The organism is Nocardia sp. CS682, assembly GCF_004634405.1.
GTDB lineage: Bacteria > Actinomycetota > Actinomycetes > Mycobacteriales > Mycobacteriaceae > Nocardia > Nocardia ninae.
This window is the reverse complement of sequence record NZ_CP029710.1, coordinates 8,720,538-8,736,210: the sequence shown is the minus strand read 5'-3', so window position 1 is coordinate 8,736,210 and position 15,673 is coordinate 8,720,538. Positions and strand designations below refer to the sequence as shown.

At 64.4% G+C, this 15,673-nt stretch carries 17 protein-coding genes and 1 pseudogene; 7 read left to right on the top strand and 11 right to left on the bottom strand.

What is annotated here, in order from left to right; genetic code table 11:
- Positions 1-27: 27 nt before the first annotated feature.
- On the bottom strand, positions 28-837 hold the full coding sequence (locus DMB37_RS39510) for an ANTAR domain-containing protein (RefSeq protein WP_135237093.1): 810 nt from the start codon (positions 835-837) through the stop codon (positions 28-30).
- Complete coding sequence (locus DMB37_RS39505) at positions 837-1,226, bottom strand: hypothetical protein (RefSeq protein WP_135237092.1); 390 nt, start codon at positions 1,224-1,226, stop codon at positions 837-839. The genes DMB37_RS39510 and DMB37_RS39505 overlap by 1 nt, the downstream gene beginning before the upstream one ends.
- Positions 1,227-1,686: 460 nt before the next feature.
- Here DMB37_RS39505 and DMB37_RS39500 point away from each other — a divergent pair, with 460 nt between their 5' ends.
- Complete coding sequence (locus DMB37_RS39500; RefSeq protein WP_135235307.1) at positions 1,687-2,319, top strand: HEAT repeat domain-containing protein; 633 nt, start codon at positions 1,687-1,689, stop codon at positions 2,317-2,319.
- 120 nt (positions 2,320-2,439) lie between these two features.
- A complete protein-coding gene (locus DMB37_RS39495) occupies positions 2,440-2,787 on the top strand; it encodes a hypothetical protein (RefSeq protein WP_135235308.1) in 348 nt (115 codons plus the stop codon).
- A 93-nt stretch (positions 2,788-2,880) separates the two neighbouring features.
- Here DMB37_RS39495 and DMB37_RS39490 read toward each other — a convergent pair whose 3' ends face one another.
- The 3 genes and pseudogenes from DMB37_RS39490 to DMB37_RS39480 all read right to left on the bottom strand — a co-directional run bounded on the left by DMB37_RS39490 (position 2,881) and on the right by DMB37_RS39480 (position 6,058).
- Positions 2,881-3,240, bottom strand: a complete 360-nt coding sequence (locus DMB37_RS39490) for an ADP-ribosylation/crystallin J1 (RefSeq protein WP_240771694.1) — start codon at positions 3,238-3,240, stop codon at positions 2,881-2,883.
- A gap of 252 nt (positions 3,241-3,492) precedes the next feature.
- A pseudogene (locus DMB37_RS39485) lies at positions 3,493-3,701 on the bottom strand (transposase); the annotation flags it as partial.
- A 914-nt stretch (positions 3,702-4,615) separates the two neighbouring features.
- The gene (locus DMB37_RS39480; protein WP_135237091.1) at positions 4,616-6,058 is read right to left on the bottom strand and encodes an alpha/beta fold hydrolase; all 1,443 of its coding nucleotides are present in this window, start codon (positions 6,056-6,058) and stop codon (positions 4,616-4,618) included.
- Between the two features lie 326 nt (positions 6,059-6,384).
- On the opposite strand from DMB37_RS39480, the gene DMB37_RS39475 reads away from it, so the two are divergent.
- Positions 6,385-6,954, top strand: coding sequence for a hypothetical protein (locus tag DMB37_RS39475; protein ID WP_135237090.1), 570 nt, complete (start codon positions 6,385-6,387; stop codon positions 6,952-6,954).
- Positions 6,955-8,034: 1,080 nt separating this feature from the next.
- Here the strand turns inward: DMB37_RS39475 and DMB37_RS39470 are convergent.
- On the bottom strand, positions 8,035-8,424 hold the full coding sequence (locus DMB37_RS39470; RefSeq protein WP_167768657.1) for a hypothetical protein: 390 nt from the start codon (positions 8,422-8,424) through the stop codon (positions 8,035-8,037).
- 180 nt (positions 8,425-8,604) lie between these two features.
- On the opposite strand from DMB37_RS39470, the gene DMB37_RS39465 reads away from it, so the two are divergent.
- The 3 genes from DMB37_RS39465 to DMB37_RS39455 all read left to right on the top strand — a co-directional run bounded on the left by DMB37_RS39465 (position 8,605) and on the right by DMB37_RS39455 (position 11,356).
- A complete protein-coding gene (locus tag DMB37_RS39465; protein ID WP_135237088.1) occupies positions 8,605-9,099 on the top strand; it encodes a hypothetical protein in 495 nt (164 codons plus the stop codon).
- A 229-nt stretch (positions 9,100-9,328) separates the two neighbouring features.
- Positions 9,329-9,727 carry a hypothetical protein gene (locus DMB37_RS39460; RefSeq protein ID WP_135237087.1) on the top strand — a complete coding sequence of 133 codons (399 nt, stop codon included), beginning with the start codon at positions 9,329-9,331 and terminating at the stop codon, positions 9,725-9,727.
- Positions 9,728-10,483: 756 nt separating this feature from the next.
- Positions 10,484-11,356, top strand: coding sequence for a hypothetical protein (locus DMB37_RS39455; protein ID WP_135237086.1), 873 nt, complete (start codon positions 10,484-10,486; stop codon positions 11,354-11,356).
- A 204-nt stretch (positions 11,357-11,560) separates the two neighbouring features.
- Here the strand turns inward: DMB37_RS39455 and DMB37_RS39450 are convergent, their stop codons facing one another.
- The 3 genes from DMB37_RS39450 to DMB37_RS40885 form a co-directional block, all read right to left on the bottom strand.
- Positions 11,561-11,851: a hypothetical protein gene (locus tag DMB37_RS39450; protein ID WP_135237085.1), complete on the bottom strand. Its 291-nt coding sequence runs from the start codon at positions 11,849-11,851 to the stop codon at positions 11,561-11,563.
- A gap of 792 nt (positions 11,852-12,643) precedes the next feature.
- Entirely contained in the window at positions 12,644-13,258 is a 615-nt protein-coding gene (locus DMB37_RS39445) for a dihydrofolate reductase family protein (RefSeq protein ID WP_135237084.1), read from the bottom strand.
- Between the two features lie 142 nt (positions 13,259-13,400).
- Positions 13,401-13,682 (bottom strand): hypothetical protein, encoded by a 282-nt coding sequence (locus DMB37_RS40885; RefSeq protein ID WP_167769085.1) that lies wholly within the window; start codon positions 13,680-13,682, stop codon positions 13,401-13,403.
- 514 nt (positions 13,683-14,196) lie between these two features.
- Between DMB37_RS40885 and DMB37_RS39435 the strand changes: the two genes are divergently transcribed.
- The gene (locus DMB37_RS39435) at positions 14,197-14,559 is read left to right on the top strand and encodes a hypothetical protein (protein WP_135237083.1); all 363 of its coding nucleotides are present in this window, start codon (positions 14,197-14,199) and stop codon (positions 14,557-14,559) included.
- 36 nt (positions 14,560-14,595) lie between these two features.
- Here DMB37_RS39435 and DMB37_RS39430 read toward each other — a convergent pair whose 3' ends face one another.
- Both DMB37_RS39430 and DMB37_RS39425 read right to left on the bottom strand, forming a co-directional pair.
- A complete protein-coding gene (locus DMB37_RS39430; protein ID WP_135237082.1) occupies positions 14,596-14,904 on the bottom strand; it encodes a hypothetical protein in 309 nt (102 codons plus the stop codon).
- Positions 14,905-15,064: 160 nt separating this feature from the next.
- Entirely contained in the window at positions 15,065-15,475 is a 411-nt protein-coding gene (locus DMB37_RS39425) for a hypothetical protein (RefSeq protein WP_167769084.1), read from the bottom strand.
- Positions 15,476-15,673 lie beyond the last annotated feature (198 nt).

The window sequence follows — 15,673 nt, the reverse complement described above, 5'->3', positions numbered from 1 at the left end:
AGCCGCGTATCCAGTGTCCCTTCGATTCTAGGTTTGCGACCGGCCCGGCTCAACCGTGTCATCGGGGCTGAACGAAACCCGGTGCGCCACAACGTCGGTAGCGAGCTCGGCGATCGGGCGCCCGGCGGTGAGCGCATGCCCGATCAGCCGGGCGTAGGCGGTCGCGATGTCGACACCCAGCTGGATCGCCACTATCCCGGTGGCCTGATGGATCTCACGTGTCGAAACCGCTGTCTCCCACCACTGTCCGAGCCCGTTGAGATCGTTGCCGTGGTTGTTCTCGAGGCCGCCGAGTGCGGTCTCCAACCGCACATGCGGGGTGCGGATCGCGGCCAGCAACACCACCGTGATCAGATCCGCCAATTCGACCGCGGCGGCGAACCCGGTGCCGCGCAACACAGTCGGGGCATCGGCGTAGAGGTCGAGAGTCCCGACCCGGATAGCGCCGCGGTGCAGCGGGAACGCGAACACCCCGCCCCTGCGCTGCCCCTGCCCGGACGCCGCCAGCAGCGGCCACCGGCCCGCGGCGAGCGTGGCCCCGAGATCGGGGACCAGCATCGGCCCGTCGAGTTCGAAAGCAGCCGGGCCAGGGCCTTCCCCCGCGGCGGCCTGTATCTGCGCCCAGCCCAGCGCGTCCGGGTCCGACGCGCCCAGCATCTCCCACCCCTCCCCGCCGTCGGGGTTGCCCGTGCTGACCATGATCGCCGCGTGCTCGACCGGCAGCAGCCGCACACACGCCGCGCACAGCAAACCCGCGCCGCGACGATCACCCGGCTCGGCCTCGACCTCGTGCAACGCCGTCATGAACCGCACCGCGAGCATGTCTGTCTCGCCCATTACCTCGACTCCATCGTCTGCTCGTCGGCGACGGTCCAGCGGCCGTGAATCACCGCTCCAGTACTGGGCTCGCAGCTCAGCGGCGCCACCAACTGCGCCGCGGTTCCCGGTCTCGGCTTCCCCGCGCCCGCGGTGTCACGCGTGGCGAGCAGATACCAGCCGCCGTGGCCGATCAAGTCCGGGTCGAGGTGCGCGCACATCTGCTCGGCCGCCAACTCCAGATCCGCGGCCACCACCGCCCCCGCCGAAGCGGGGGTATCCCGCTCGCCGCTTATCACGACCGATACCGTCCACACCCGCACCTGGTGCTCACGCCGTTCGGCTCGCACCCGGCTCGCGTCCGCCTCTGCGTCGAGCCCCGTCAGTACCCATCCGAATCCGATCCACATCCTCTGGTCACCACCCACCCGCGTGGTCGTACAGCGCTGTATCGACCCGACCGCTCCGTCACCGGAGCTACCGCATCGGTCGATCACTGCACACACCGTCGAACTCGAGTAGGCAACGGACCGACCGGGGGCCAGGGAACGGGCCGATGCCACGGAAAACGGACCCACCTCAACGGAATCCATTCACTCACATTCTACGGCCGAGACCGACGCCGCAGAAGTACCCGCCGTCCACACCGCCCCAAAACCACGAACAGCACATAATCGGCATGTGCGGGCATTGCCGACGCTGAGATGATCTCTGCCCGTTGATCTTCCGCACGCCCGCGCTGGTCCTCGTCGAACCGCGCGGGTCGCGGCATGTGCGGATGTCCGCATTGGAAGTTGAACGCGTCCCTGTCATCCGGTGTGGAACTATGCGATGGATCAACGATGTGGGAACACGGTTAGGCAGAGCTGGATGACGCTGTCGCGAGATGAGGCATTGGCGCTACTGACGGACTCGCTCTCGGCGCGGCGGCGACGAGGAGCCAAACGGCTGCGCGTGCTCGCGGACCCGACGACAGCGACCGAAGTTCGCACCGCGGTCGAACGTGAAGTGCTGGACAAGCGCACCTGGGAGACCCAGTACCAATTGATCATGGCACTGGGGATGACTGGTGGCCGTGGCGATGTCGAACTGTTGAAAGGACTGGCGCTGCAACCTCGCTCGGCAACTGTGGTCAACGTTGCCCTTGGCGACGCCATTGTCCGCCTGGGTCGTGAGGTCGACAACGACCCGGCTCCTGCCTTGTGGTGCCTGCAGCAAGATGTCGAACTTCTCGCTGACGGCGCGCTGCGCGCGGTGGCGATGCTGCGACTGAACTTCCCCGACACCGCGGTCGACGACGTCCTCGACTACGCCGAGGCAAACTTCCGCGATCTCAACCATAAGTCCCTGCCTTACTGGCCGGCGGTCGCGGCAGCTGGTTGGTCCGGGCCTCGCGTGCGTGGGTTTCTCAGCCGATGCTCGAAAGACAGCCGCCAGATCATCGCCGACGCCGCAAAGGACGCTCTGAACGGTCATTACGGAAACCATGTGAGCGTTCTCTGACCGAGGTAAAGCACAGCACACGGCAGTATCCCGTCCTGCCCTTGCCTATGGACCGCGACGATACGAACTGAACAGCCGAATTGCTTGGATGTCGGGCATGATTGGCAGATGGAGTTCCGATTGGCTGTCACAGCCCCACTCGACAGCCATCAATTCTCGATCATCGTCGAGCCGGAAGCGATGACGTATGAGTTCCCGGCGGCGGGCAAGATTGGCCTGACGTTCCGCGGGCCGGATTCCATGCTGGCCGAACTGACTCACTATCCCGACACGGTGGTCATCTGGCGTCCCGCCGACACCGAGGTCTGGGCCACGACAGCGGACGGCCAGAGCGAGCAGATCGGTGGGTTCGCCGACAATCCGGCACCAGGATTCGACACCGGCGGGAGGCCGTTGGATCGACCACTCCGAGAGACGCTCGAGCGGATTTTCTACGACCAGCCACCGACGGACAATTCCTCCATATAAGCCGGCGGCCCCGCAATCACACGCACATCGCCATGAGCGCGCGCCGCTGCATCAAACATGATGCAGGCCAGCCGATCTGGAGATGAGTCTCCATCACCGGAACTCGTGTACGACCTCGATCGGGCCGACCAGGTGAGCGTTGAACTCCTCCAACTCTTCGGCTGGCACCCATAGCTCCAGAATGGTCTTCCCGCCCACTTGCTGAACCGGATAGCGCCCGAGGAAGTCCTTGGCAACCCGGAAGCGAGTCACATAGCCCACTCCGTGGTGGGCGACATTCCAGTCACGCGCGATGTTAATCGCGTAGTCCTCGTTGAGGACCGGATAAAAGATCGGCTGTTCAGGGAGTCTGGGAGGCCAAGCGCGCCAGCCGGACTGGCGAACCAGCGCGAGCTCCTCCGGACCGGTCGGGCGCCACAGCACGGTGACCGGCACCTCTTCATCCCGAACCACTGCGCACCTCACCACGATCACCAACAGAACCAGCGCACCTTATCCGGCAGTTGGACCCCACCGCCACACCATTTGAGACGCACCGGCGAGGGATATTCCGGAGCGGTCGTGCGACATCGCGCGATAGGCGGCATTACCGCTCATTCGCCCTAGCTGAAGCCAGCTTGGATAGCTGAGGTCCTATGTGTTGCGGATCCAGGCAGCGACGACTTCTCCGGCCTGCCGTGGACCCATCCAAGCAATGTTGCTGCAGCGTTTGGGGCGGTGCAGGTTGCCGCTGATAGGGCCGGAATCGCGTGGCACGGGCACCAGCCCGGCGTAGGACGCCAGCAGGCCCGCGGTGGCGAACTCGGCGATGGCGTCGCCGCCGGTGCTCACCAGGAATTCAGTCCCCAGATGAGGCCCCATGCCGGGCAGGGACTCGATGATCCCGACGCCGACGGGTGCTTGCGGAAACGTCTTTTGATCACCGACTCGGTCGCCTTCTGATCGTTGCCGAACTTACCCGACCAGCACACTTTGCCGGTCTCGTCCATTACGCAGGCGTGATGGGTGGCCTCACCGACATCGATGCCGATCCAGATCCGTTGGCGCAAAGCCACTCTCACACTCCTGTCAACACAGCACAGGCCCGTGGACAACCCCGCCATCAGGTCCCTAACCAGCGACGACTCACATCAGATCTCGATAAGTGGCCGGAGCGCCCAGCGCTGCGGGGCAGCCATTCCTCCGAAGCCACAACAGCTGCAACGAACCATCAGCTACACCCCACCGCTCTGGGCATCCAGGGCACCAACCCCAGACACCTACAAACTTAGGGACGTTCCATGAGCAACGGTGGCGGTGTGTCCCGGGGTGATCGCAACCGCAACACGCGGATGAGCAGCCTTCGGGCGTTGGTGCCGGTCCGGAATGCGATAGTCGGGATCGCTCTGGCCGCCCGCAAACAGATGGTCGAGGTCTGTGACCACGACCCGAAAGTCCTGGCCCGCAAGACGTTCCGGTGCCGAGCCTTGGATATGGGTGTCGCGTTGGACTGGGCTGGGCAACGCGACGCCGCGGCGGGGTTCGCTGGTGTGACGGTGGCGTGTGAGCCGACCGGGCATCGGTGGCGAGTGCTCGGACAGCTGGCCGCGGATCGAGGCATGTTGTTCGTGTGTGTGCAGCCGGCGGATGACTGCGCAATTAGTGAGTCCCCGCAGCTGCGGTCAGCTGGTGCTGGGTGTCGGACTGGTACACCGACAATGGCTGCAGGCCGGAGAATTGCAGCGGAACATTCGGCGAGCTCTTCCCACCCGGAACGCGCGGAGAGAACTCGGATTTCCAGTCGGTGCGATTCGGACGCCCCATCTGACCAGTTGAGCGGTAGTTGCGCCTACCGCTGGGTCGGATCGACGAGGTATGCGATCGCGCGGCGGGTGGTGTCGGGGTCGTTGAGCAGGGCGGTGTGGCCGTAGCCGTCCCAGGTCACGAGGAAGGAGCCGTGGATCTGGCGGTTCAGGGCCTCGCCCCACGGCAGCGGGGTGGCGGGGTCGTGTTTGCCTGCCACGATCATGATCGGCGGAGCGCCGCGCACCTCGAACGGGGCGGGTGGATAGGCGGCGGCGATGGGCCAGCCGAGGCAACCGGCTTGCACGTCCGCGCCCTCGACGTAGCCGCGGGTGTTGGGGGCGGCACGCCTCGCGGTGTCGAGACGGGCGGCCAGGTCGTTGAAATCGCTTGTGCTGCTGGGGAAGTCATGGCAGATGATCGTGCGGTAAGCGGGCTTGGCGCTTTCGTCGCCCTTGAAGCCTGCGGCGTCCGGTGTCGGCGCGGTGGCGTCGGCGATCGCCTGCGCCAGTCCGGGCCACGCGGCGCGGATGGTCAGCATGCCGTAGGCGCCCATGCCGATCTGTTCGGCGGTCATCCCGGCGGGGTCGTCCTTGGCCGGCACCGGCTGTTGGGCGGCGCGGTCGAGCAGCCCTCGGTAGTCGGCGGCGACGTCCCGCCCGGTCAGCGGGCAGGTGGCGTCGGTGCGGCACCATTCGGCGAAACCGGTGAAGGAGTCTTCGGCGCTGCGGGATTCGTCGAGGAAGAACTGGCCGGCGGAGGTCGTGTGATCGACCGGTCCGTCCAGGACAGCGGCCCGCAACTGGTCCGGGTACAGGTGCGCGTAGGTCGCGCCGAGCAGAGTTCCGTAGGACAGGCCGAGCCAGTTGAGCTTTTCGCCGCCGAGTGCGCGGCGGACCGCCTCGATGTCACGCGCGGTACTGACGGAGTCGACGTGCTCGGCCAGCGAACCGGTGGCCTCGCGGCAGGCGGTGCCGACGGTGCGGTTGTAGGCGAACAAGGCATCGAATTCATCGGCGCTGGAAGGGAATTGGGTCACCTTCTGACTGACCGGCGGGATCGGACAGGTGATCGCCGGACGGCTCTCGCCCACGCCGCGCGGATCCATGCTGATGATGTCGAATCGGTCGCGCAGTTCGGCTGGAAGAAGGTGGGCGTAGTCCCGAGCCAAAGCCACTGGCGCGCCGCCGGGGCCGCCCGGATTGAAGAACACCGAACCGACGCGCTGGTCCGCGTTCCGCGCACGCAAGCGGGCCAAGGCGAGGGTGATCCGCTCGCCGTTCGGCGCCGCCCAATCCAGCGGCACCGGCAGCGAGGCGCATTCGGCGCCGTTTTGGCCGCACGGCTGCCAGTTCGGCGTCTCCAGTTGCACACCCGCGACCGGGTCGGCCGGGATGTCCGAGCGCTGCTCGGCACAGGCACCGGCGAACACACTGCCTGTGATCAGTAGCACTCCCGCGCTCATTCGCGCCCAACCCCGTACGGTCATTCCCGCAGACTATCGGTCCCGAGCGCTTCGACGGACCCGACAGGTCCAACGGTGGGGAACCGCTATTCACTCCGCCGCCGCAGGTCACGCACGGTCACCGCGATCACCGCCTCCAGCTTCCGAGGCATCCGCACCGACCGCACCATCACCGAAGTGGGCTGGCCCAAATGACGGCTCGAGGTCAGTGAGGCCGATGCGCATGGACGAGTTCAGTCCCGAAACACGTGCACCACAACTGTTGCGAGTTGCCAGAGTCACCGCGAAAGTCACTGAGCTGCACAAACTTCTAACAGAACCGCGATGGGCACTGGGCCACCCCAAGAGCAGTGGCCGCCGACTACGCACCCGACCTGGATTTGCGCGCAACGATCGCCTACGCCCCGGCCAATCATTTCACCGAACAACTGCTCGCCTTCGGCAATCCCGCCACTCCCGCATCATTGACCCCCGGCGAGGTCACCGCCTACGCCGCCTACGGCCTCCGCGCGCTGACCGTGGCTCGCCCGGACTTCGATCTGGACAGCTACCTCACCCCCATCGGCAAGCAGGTCCTCGCCGACACCGCACGCCTGTGCCTGGACCCGATGGCCGAGCGGGTCGGCACTATCGGTTTCGGGCAGATGCTCACCAAACCCTTGGCAGTCGGCGATTTCCCCACCGTCGCCGCCACCACCTTCGAGATCCCGCTGACCGGCTACCAGCGCCCGGTATTCGTCGCCCAAGGCTTGGCCGACACCGCCGTGTTCCCGGTCACCACCGACCTACTCGCCGCCGAACTCACCGCCCACGCCAACCCCCTCACCTACCGCCACTACCCGGACCAAGACCACATGAGCATCCTCGCCACAGCCACCGAGGACGGCCTCGCCTTCGCCGAGACCCACCTCCGCCGATAGAGCCCTGCACTCCTGGACCGACGCGGTCATAGCGTTCGGTGCGGGAGTGTCTGATTGACCTGCCCACCACCTGGATCGGCTCGGCGGTGCGCAGATCGGCGGGCGGATCCAATCACCGCACCGCTGACAACCCGAGCGGGAAGCGTCCTCAGCTCCCGCACCTGCGCCCAATGCTCGACGACCGACAGAGTTATCCCGCCGACCACGCGCTCAGTGGCTACCGCGTGTCCGCGGCACAGTCAGTCACCCCGGTCGACGGCCAACCCCTCCCGCCGATCAACCCCGCCGGGTTCTTGACCCGAGACACGGGTGTGCGCGCCATGACAGGCGGATTCTCGATTTTCACATTACATTTTCAGAAATAGGCAGGATAGCGCTTCCGGCGTCAGCGATTTCGTTGGGGACGGCAACGGGCCCAGACCACTTCTACCCCGAGGTCCCTTTAGTCGGTCACGCAGGCCATCGACCCCGGCGTCGTAGCGCTGCACCCACGTGTCGTAAACCTGGCCGATCTGGAAATACCAGCAGGTCATCGCCAGGTTGTCGCAGACTCCCTTGGCATGTTGTACGGCCGCCGGACATCGACGCACCTCACGCTCAACGGTAGGTCGACTCACCCGGATCTCCTTACGGCTCAGGAGATCTCGGTGTCAAGCATCTCTCTGAGTCCCACTTCGACAAGCCATCGGAATCGTCCATCCGCACGCAGACCCGCACGCCGAGCCGGAGCCCATGAGCTACCCCGCCATTTTCTTCGGGCAGCATCGCGGCCGTTCTCCGCGCGATTTCGATCGCCGGTAACGCTTCGGCGCTGTTATTCAATAACTCGTAACAAGGCGGGATTCGCGGTCGACGTTCATAGTGACGGCACAAAATCCACCCGCTCGGCTACCACCGAGACGCCAAGAGGCAATTCGCCAACTCCGGCACCGGTTAGCGTGGAACTGTAAGGTATTGCCGCACAACAGATTCGGTGCCCCATCAGCATTGCGGGTACAGAGTCTCAACTACTCGTCGGACAGTCAGAACGACTCGGTCCAGAATTCATAGGAAGAACAGTCCAATGATGCCCAAATCGGGTCAGGAGAACAATTGTGAGCCCGCAGTGCGGGCTTCCAGAACGGCGGAAATCTCCGCAAACCCGACCCTGAAGGGCATCGTCGGCCGACGCACAGTGCGACATACCACGATCATCGCATTGATCGTTGCCGCCGAACTCGCCGTCGCGGGATTCGCGGTCAGCGTGGCAACCGCCGGGCCCGGCATGAACACCGCGATCTCGATCGAGGGCACCACCGGCACGTGGGCACCCACCGCTATCCAATCCACCACCGCGGCACCGACGGCGACCACACCGATCCAGACGACCACAACATCGCCTGTCCCGACCACTCCGGAAACGACGACCACCATTTCGCCCATCACGACAACACCAGCCACGCCGGTAACGACGACGACCACGCCGGTCACGACCGCCACCACACCCGAGGTGGAGCCATCCAGCGTCAGCGAGCCGAAACCCCCGACCAGTCCCTGACGGCCGAGCACACCCGGCCCACTGCCACCGCCAGGCTCCTCAACCGGAACCACTACCCATCAACCTGCTGCCGACCGGCCGCACGATTTCCACCCGCTAGAAGGAGAATCTCCATGCGTATCACCAACAGAATCAAAGCCCTCGCCGCCGTCACCGCTATCGGCGCAATGTTGGGCGTGGCCGGCATCGCCTTCGCCGCGTTCGTCCAAGACAGCAGCTCCGGCGGCGTCGGAGGCTCGGCCGAAGCCATGGCACCCGCCACGGTGACCGGCGCGCAAACCGGGGTCCTCCTGCCCGGTGAAAAGGCCTACGTCACCCTGACACTGTCCAACCCGAACACCAACGTCAAGGTCAAACTGGTGTCCATCGCCGCGGGCGAAGTCGTCGTCGACTCCGTCGCCAACTCCGCGGACATGAGCTACTGCCGCGACCAGATCACCCTGTCCGCCGCCGGCGCGGACCCGCTCCTGCCCACCCTCGCGGTCAGCGAAGCCAACTTCCCCTACAAACTGACCGACGCCGTAATGCTGAAGGACGACACCGACATCCGCTGCCAGGCCATGACCTACCACACCACCTGGACCGCACAATTCCAGGCCGTCCGCTAATCACCGACCACGACAACCCCGCGGCCTCGGCCTCGGGGTTGTCGTACCCAAGCGGCCCGGCCCACCGAACGGGCACGGCTTACCCCCCGTTTGGCCCCCGCCGCACGACGCACCCGATGAAAGAACCGCCATGGGTATCCCTGGGAAAATCAGACGCACAGTCGGCACCACAGCGGCCGGCGCAATCTTCGGTATCGCTGGCATCGCAGGCTTCGCTCTCGCGGCGTCTGTGCAGAGCAGCGCCGCGGGCGGCGGGTCGGACCCCGCCGAGTCGCACGCCACCGTGGTCGGCGCACATATCGGCGTCCTGCTACCCGGCGAAAAAGCGTATATCACCCTCAGCCTGTCCAACCCGAACGCCGACGTACAAGCCAAACTGCTGCCCATCCGCGCAAACGACGTCGTGATCGACACCGTCGCCGACCCCGCCGACAAGCCCTACTGCCACGACCAAATCGAACTGTCCACCGTCGGCGCCGACCCCCACCTACCGACACTCGCCAAGAACGAAACCAATTACCAATACCGAATGATCGACGCCGTGATCCTGAAGGCCGACACCGACGCCCGCTGCCAGGGCATGACCTTCTACACCACCTGGACCGCCCAATTCGAGAACGTTCCCTGACAACGCCTTTCCTCAGGCTGGAGCCCGTTTGGAGAACGGCTCCGTCCCGGACGGGAGTCGCAGCCAGGATAAGCGCTGCTCTTTCGATGCGGCGTACATGTCGCGAGTGAGTCTAGGCCTCTAGTCTTCGACATCGCCGAGAATCGAATTACCTGATGCAATCGAGGAATATGAACATCATACTTTTGGTCATCTTTGTGTGGTCTGCTGTGTCGATCCTTATTACCGCAGTTCTGATCCTTCTGATCCATCGTGGAAAACATAATAGGCAACGTGACGTTTCCGACCAGCGCGTCTGGGAGCCCGAGTTGCGACGACGCCTCCACCAGACCGGGAAGAGTCTTTGACCGAGACCGGAGCGAAGGGACTTCGGTCAGGTTTGCCGAGCGAAGGTGTCTTAAAGCCAGGGAAGCGCTGGGAGGGCATGTCGGGTTCGGCGAGCGGCCGCAGAAACGTTCGAACCGCGCGCCACGCGGCATTGCCGCTCACTCTCGCTGACTGAAGTCAGCACGTTGAGTGCAAGTCATCGTCGACAATCTCAGGTGCCCAAAGCCCTACCCGGCCAGTAACTGACAATCGGACCGACAGGTTCCTGATCTCGATACAGCACCATGGGCGAGCGCCGATCCATCAGCTGAACCTATGCGAGCCCACCTGGCCCAGGCAGGCAGCTGAAGCCTCTGACCGGAGGCGCGGTACGATTCACTTGGGGTGCATTGGGATCCGCGACCGTCGCGTCGTGTTGTCTATCTCCCGATGTCGATGATGATCGCGAAATCCGTTGCTGCGGAATTGGTCTACGGCTCTGTCGAGTCATGGGAGTACGGCTGCTGCGGAGAAGTCCCGGCCGAAGGCGGTTCGCTTCGCGCGGGTGTAACGGCGTTGCCGGACGAGGCGGGTGGGCGGTTTCTCGCGCCGCCCATACTGGACTGGGATCGCGACTTGGAGTTGGTGCGATTCACCAACTTCTCCGCTCGGTGGGACCCGAAGTACGGGGAACCTCGTGGGCTGCCGCTCCGGCTGGGCGTGTCGTGGCACAATCAGGGCTCTGTGGTTCCGGCGATCGTGGCAGACATCGTCACCGTGTACCAGGAGTCGATGCTCTATCAGCTCTCCGGCCCGGCCCTGATCCCAATGCGCGGCACAATGGAATATACGAGAATGACTGCCGTCGAACGATTCCCGGACACCGGCGCATTTGAACAGGAACAGGCAGTCGGCGCCCCGGTGCGAAACATATGTGGTGCTCTGATGGGGATCCGGTTACGGTCATGCGAGGAACCATCGGCCGAGGTTCTCACTGCGTATCGTGACGGACTCGAGCGGGCCTCCCGAACAGTTGACCTCATCGGGCCGCCGACCATATTCGGGCCTGTGGTGCCCGGACGTGGCGATCGACTGACGGTCGACCTATCGGATTCGCGGCTCACACTGCTGGGCAAACGCACCGAACTTTCCGGAGTAGTACACGGGCAGGCTGGTCAGGTCAGCATCGTCAACAACCCCGGGCAAGGATGGATCGACCTCGGCGACATCACCCCAGGCACGCCAACGGACACGATTGACGCACCGCTGTACGTGACACTGACGATCGACCCCAGCCGTCGGCCCGACCTCCGAGGCAATTGAGGACGTTCGTTCGAATACTCCGGCTTGACCTTGCCCGTCCTGTTTTCGACATGAGCGCGCATGCTCAGCGGCCGGAAGTCGCATGGCCCGTTGATCTTCCACGGGTTCGCGCTGGCCGGGTTCAGACGCGCGGGTCGCGGCAGATGCGGACATTCTGAGGGATGGCCGGACCGGCGCTCCAGCAATCTGCCACTCAGGGGGACCTCACGAATCGCTGATGAGAACCAGCACCACGACAATGCAGCAGGTGAACGAGGCGAGGGTGAGGATGAACACCAGCAGCCAACCTGGCGTCACCTGCTTCCATCGGGGGACAACGTTGGCGATGAGACCAACGATCGAGCCTGCGATAGCGAAAACCAGGACCACGAGCGGACCTGAGTCCGACGGAAGAAGATACCCGACACAAACGACCAAGACCCCATACAGCGTGGCGGCCACAATCGCCGAGCGCTCCCGCCGGATCACCCTGGACACCGTCGATTTCGGTAGCATCCGTCATCTTCCCTTCGGCAGAGCCGCGACCATCATGTTCTCCACCGAGGGGACGGGCGGCCAAGTGATCGAACACTTTTCGAACGGGCGATGCCAACGGGGCGCCGATGCCGACCACCATGCGCTGCCGTTTCTTCATGGCCCTTCGCCTGGCATATCGCCAAGTACTGGTCCTCATTACAGATGCTCGCTCGTCGGCAGTAGCGCGCGTTCACGTGAACGCGCGCTTCTCGGCTACTGGGTGCATTGGATCGCCGAGCCGGACGCCATTGTCGGACAACCGATCTGGATCCGGTCCTGCCGCCGGACAAGATCCGTCGAATCCTCATGCCCCCAGGACAGGCGATATACCGTCGAACGCGCGCTTCTCGCGCATTACCGGATATTCATTCTGGCGCGCACGATGTGTGCGACAAGGGTGTCGAAGCCGCCACCATGACATCGCTGATTCGGTACGCGTTGCGCACGGCAGCGTCGATGCCCCCTTTCCGAACCGGTACTGGCCCATCGCAATACGGTGATGGTGCGCGCCGCCCAGCCGGGTGCGGCGCGGTTCTGCACCGTTTTTACGGGCAGTTCAGCCTCACGGGTTCCTCGGCTCACAGTCACCATCGCCTCAGGCGGCCATCCCCCAACACCGACGAGGGGTATCACGGCGAAGCCGCGCTGCTCGAATTCGCGCGCGGTGTGGCCCCGGTGTCGGCTACCGACACGGCCAGTACGGTGCGAGAGCTGCTCGATTCGCTGGGTCCCGGAGTCACCGACGACGCGGCGATCCTGGCTCTGCATCGCCTAGCTTCCTGAGCGGATGCGGAAGCGCAGGTGGGTCACCGTCGGCGAGGCGATGGTTTCGACCGGTTCCATGTCGATGCCCGACAGCCCTTCCAGAAGCCGTTCACCGGAGCCCATGACCACAGGCACCAGGTGCAGCACCAGTTCGTCGAGCAACCCGGCGGCGAGGTACTGCCGGACCGCGGCCGCGCCGCCGGCAATCTCGATGTCCTTGTCCCCCGCGGCGGCACGAGCCTGAGCCAGTGCGGATTCGATGCCGTCGTTGACGAAGAAGAAGGTGGTGCCACCATCCATCGGCAAGGGGTCCCGCTGGTGGTGGGTGAGGACGAAAACCGGTGAATGGTACGGCGGTTCCGGACCCCACCAGCCGGTCCAGTCCAGATCCCACTCCCCGCGGCCTGGCCCGAACATGTTGCGGCCCATGATGTGTGCGCCCGTCCCGCTGTGCAGGTCGGCCAGGAGCTTGGCGTCCTGCTCCCGCCCCGGCTGTTCGGTCTCGAACATCCACGCCGTCAGCGCCTCCGCGCCTGTTCCGAATGGTTGCTCGGCGGTCTGCCCCGGCCCGGCGGTGAAGCCGTCGAGCGAGATGGCCAAGTTCGCAGTCACTATTCCCATACGCAAGTAGACGACACCGGGCCGCGAAACTCATCGGTTAGATCATTTGGCGGCGATCGCGGTGATCAGGGTGCGGCCGCCGAGGTGGTCGAGCCGAGGATGGCCCGCGCCCTCGCTCGATCAGATAGAGAGGACTATCCCTCTAATGGACGTAAACACCGCGATCTTCTCTACCGGCTTCGTCGGAACCATCAGCGGCACAACCATCTTCATTTATGCGCTGAAGGGCGTGCCAGCCGAACATCGGGTCCACATCATCCGCGAACTGCGCCGCTTCTTCCGCCGCGGAGGTGACGATAAGCCGCGACTTCCTCCGAGTGGTGGGTTGTAGCTGAATCGCGTGCGCGCGCCGGCGCACGGCGATGCCGCGCTCGCAGGAGTCGGGGTCGGCGTCGGGCGACAACGCAGTGACCACGTGGTACATGCCCGACTGCTCAGCCAGTCCTGGGAGGCCATCGGCCGGGCCGCGGGGATGACCCGCTAGTCCGCCCATGAACGCTGGTGCAAGACAACAGACGACCGAAGCGAACCTGTCACCGGCGAAGGCGCCAACCTTGAACCTCCGACATCCCGACCCTCTCCATCGGTAGCCATGCCAACCGTCACCCGCGCGTACACGCTGCTGAACACGAAACCCGACCTCTACCAACGGGCTACGCAACACCGGTGTCGACGCGCGCTCCTCGGCCGCGTGCGTCAACCGCGAATGCCGTAGCCGGTGCAGCGTCAAGAGATAACCCGTTCGGCGGTCTGTACCAGCATGGTTGAGCGGTGACGGCAGGAACCCTGAAGCTCCGGCGAAGTGCCACATGTCGATTCATACTCAGGGTTGAAAGTGTTTCTCAACAACTGTTTTGAAAAACATGGGGGTTATCTTGAGTACACGTAACCTACGGACATCAAAGAGAGCGACTGCGGTCCTGGCTACGCTCGCGGGTTTGACTCTGACTGGGGCGCCCAACGCCGCTGCCGACGATCAGGCCTCGTTCGACCTCACCTTCGGTGCGACCTACTTCCGTGGCACGGTCGAGTTCTACAACCGGTCGGCCATCGTCGCCGGCAACCTCCGAGGCCTGAGCACCGGTTGCCGCCGGGGATGGGCTAGCACGCACGATACCTCCGGCGCGCGTTTGGACGTCAACAGTATGAGCGCCACGTGCACGGGGCCCGTTCATCGGGAGATCCCGCTCAAGGCAGACGTGGCAGGTGGAGCCGCGCGGGTGCAGGTCAGGCTCTTGGAGGCCAACGGCAACGTCCTTACGTCCTGCTGGGTCACGCGCGGAGAGGAGAGGTGCGGCTAGAGCGCGTCTCCCAATTGATGGTGTAGGGGTGGGTGCCTAGCGGTTTGCGAATCGCCCAGCCAAGAGATCGGCGCGCTCCTCTTCGTTGAGGTTGATGATCGCCAGCGCTTGCCAGGGGCCGTAGCGGTTGTCGATCCAGGCGCCGGCGAGCAACTCACGCAGCAGAACCTTCCGCCACCAATCCTTCTCGGCGCTGCGCATCTGCATGGTTTCGAACTCGCGCACCTTGTTCGCGCGGGCAGTGGTGGCCCAGCCGAGCTGCTTGTCGGTTCCGGTGAGTTCCGGCCATCCAGCGGTGCGTGCCGCTTCGGCGTTGGCCGCGTTGATGGTGTCGTGCGCATCCATGGACCCCATGGTGCGCCGGGGTACCGACACAGTCCCCACCCCGAACAGGAAGCTGACTGTGAGGGAGGCTTTTTCACCCGCGCCGGATCGGTGGATTGCATCAATAGATTGTGTAGAACGTCCTATGCCGGAGCTAAGACTGCGGACGTTGCGTTCATGCTCACCGTCCACGGCGGGACCACAGCAGACCTTCGGTTCGCCGCGCGATGCGTTTGTCGAGTTCGGCCATCGTGATCGGTTGCTCGTCGAATCCCAGCAAGACCAGTTTCCACTTTTCCGACGCCGCGACAACGACTTCCGCGATAAGCCATTCCGACGCACCGTTCGAGGAGCCGTGCAGCATAACCCGGTAACATGGCTCCGATCCAAGCAGCCGCTCGACCACGTCGAAGTGACTCATTCGTCCGGGAACGGCAGGCAGGATGTCGATCCAGACGACGGAGTCACCTCGCTGCATTACGACATCCCAGTAAACGTCGTCCCGCTCTCCGCCGAGTCCCGCCACGAGTTGCCGGAACTGCTCGGGATCGAAGTCGCCACCGAACGTCAGCTCCGCGATGGACTTCACCATGTACATCTCCACGCCCGGTCGCTACTCCCTGACACCCTCGATTGAGCTTATCCAACCGGCATCCATCGACCCCGTGCCGATTTACCACCCATGGGAGCGGAACGCCTGCTTCCCAAGTGGGTCAACGTCGGAACGGAAGCGACGGGTTCGCGATTGGGCCGAGGTTGGCAGCTGGCAGGCGACGGCCTCGAACGCTGG

Excerpts from the sequence above, each read along its gene's own strand:
- DMB37_RS39510 (WP_135237093.1), bottom strand. The coding sequence starts at position 837 with ATGGGCGAGACAGACATGCTCGCGGTGCGGTTCATGACGGCGTTGCAC.
- DMB37_RS39505 (WP_135237092.1), bottom strand. The coding sequence starts at position 1,226 with ATGTGGATCGGATTCGGATGGGTACTGACGGGGCTCGACGCAGAGGCG.
- DMB37_RS39500 (WP_135235307.1), top strand. The coding sequence starts at position 1,687 with ATGACGCTGTCGCGAGATGAGGCATTGGCGCTACTGACGGACTCGCTC.
- DMB37_RS39480 (WP_135237091.1), bottom strand. The coding sequence starts at position 6,058 with ATGACCGTACGGGGTTGGGCGCGAATGAGCGCGGGAGTGCTACTGATC.
- DMB37_RS39465 (WP_135237088.1), top strand. The coding sequence starts at position 8,605 with ATGCGTATCACCAACAGAATCAAAGCCCTCGCCGCCGTCACCGCTATC.
- DMB37_RS39455 (WP_135237086.1), top strand. The coding sequence starts at position 10,484 with ATGTCGATGATGATCGCGAAATCCGTTGCTGCGGAATTGGTCTACGGC.
- DMB37_RS39450 (WP_135237085.1), bottom strand. The coding sequence starts at position 11,851 with ATGCTACCGAAATCGACGGTGTCCAGGGTGATCCGGCGGGAGCGCTCG.
- DMB37_RS39445 (WP_135237084.1), bottom strand. The coding sequence starts at position 13,258 with ATGGGAATAGTGACTGCGAACTTGGCCATCTCGCTCGACGGCTTCACC.
- DMB37_RS40885 (WP_167769085.1), bottom strand. The coding sequence starts at position 13,682 with ATGTACCACGTGGTCACTGCGTTGTCGCCCGACGCCGACCCCGACTCC.
- DMB37_RS39430 (WP_135237082.1), bottom strand. The coding sequence starts at position 14,904 with ATGGATGCGCACGACACCATCAACGCGGCCAACGCCGAAGCGGCACGC.
- DMB37_RS39425 (WP_167769084.1), bottom strand. The coding sequence starts at position 15,475 with ATGGTGAAGTCCATCGCGGAGCTGACGTTCGGTGGCGACTTCGATCCC.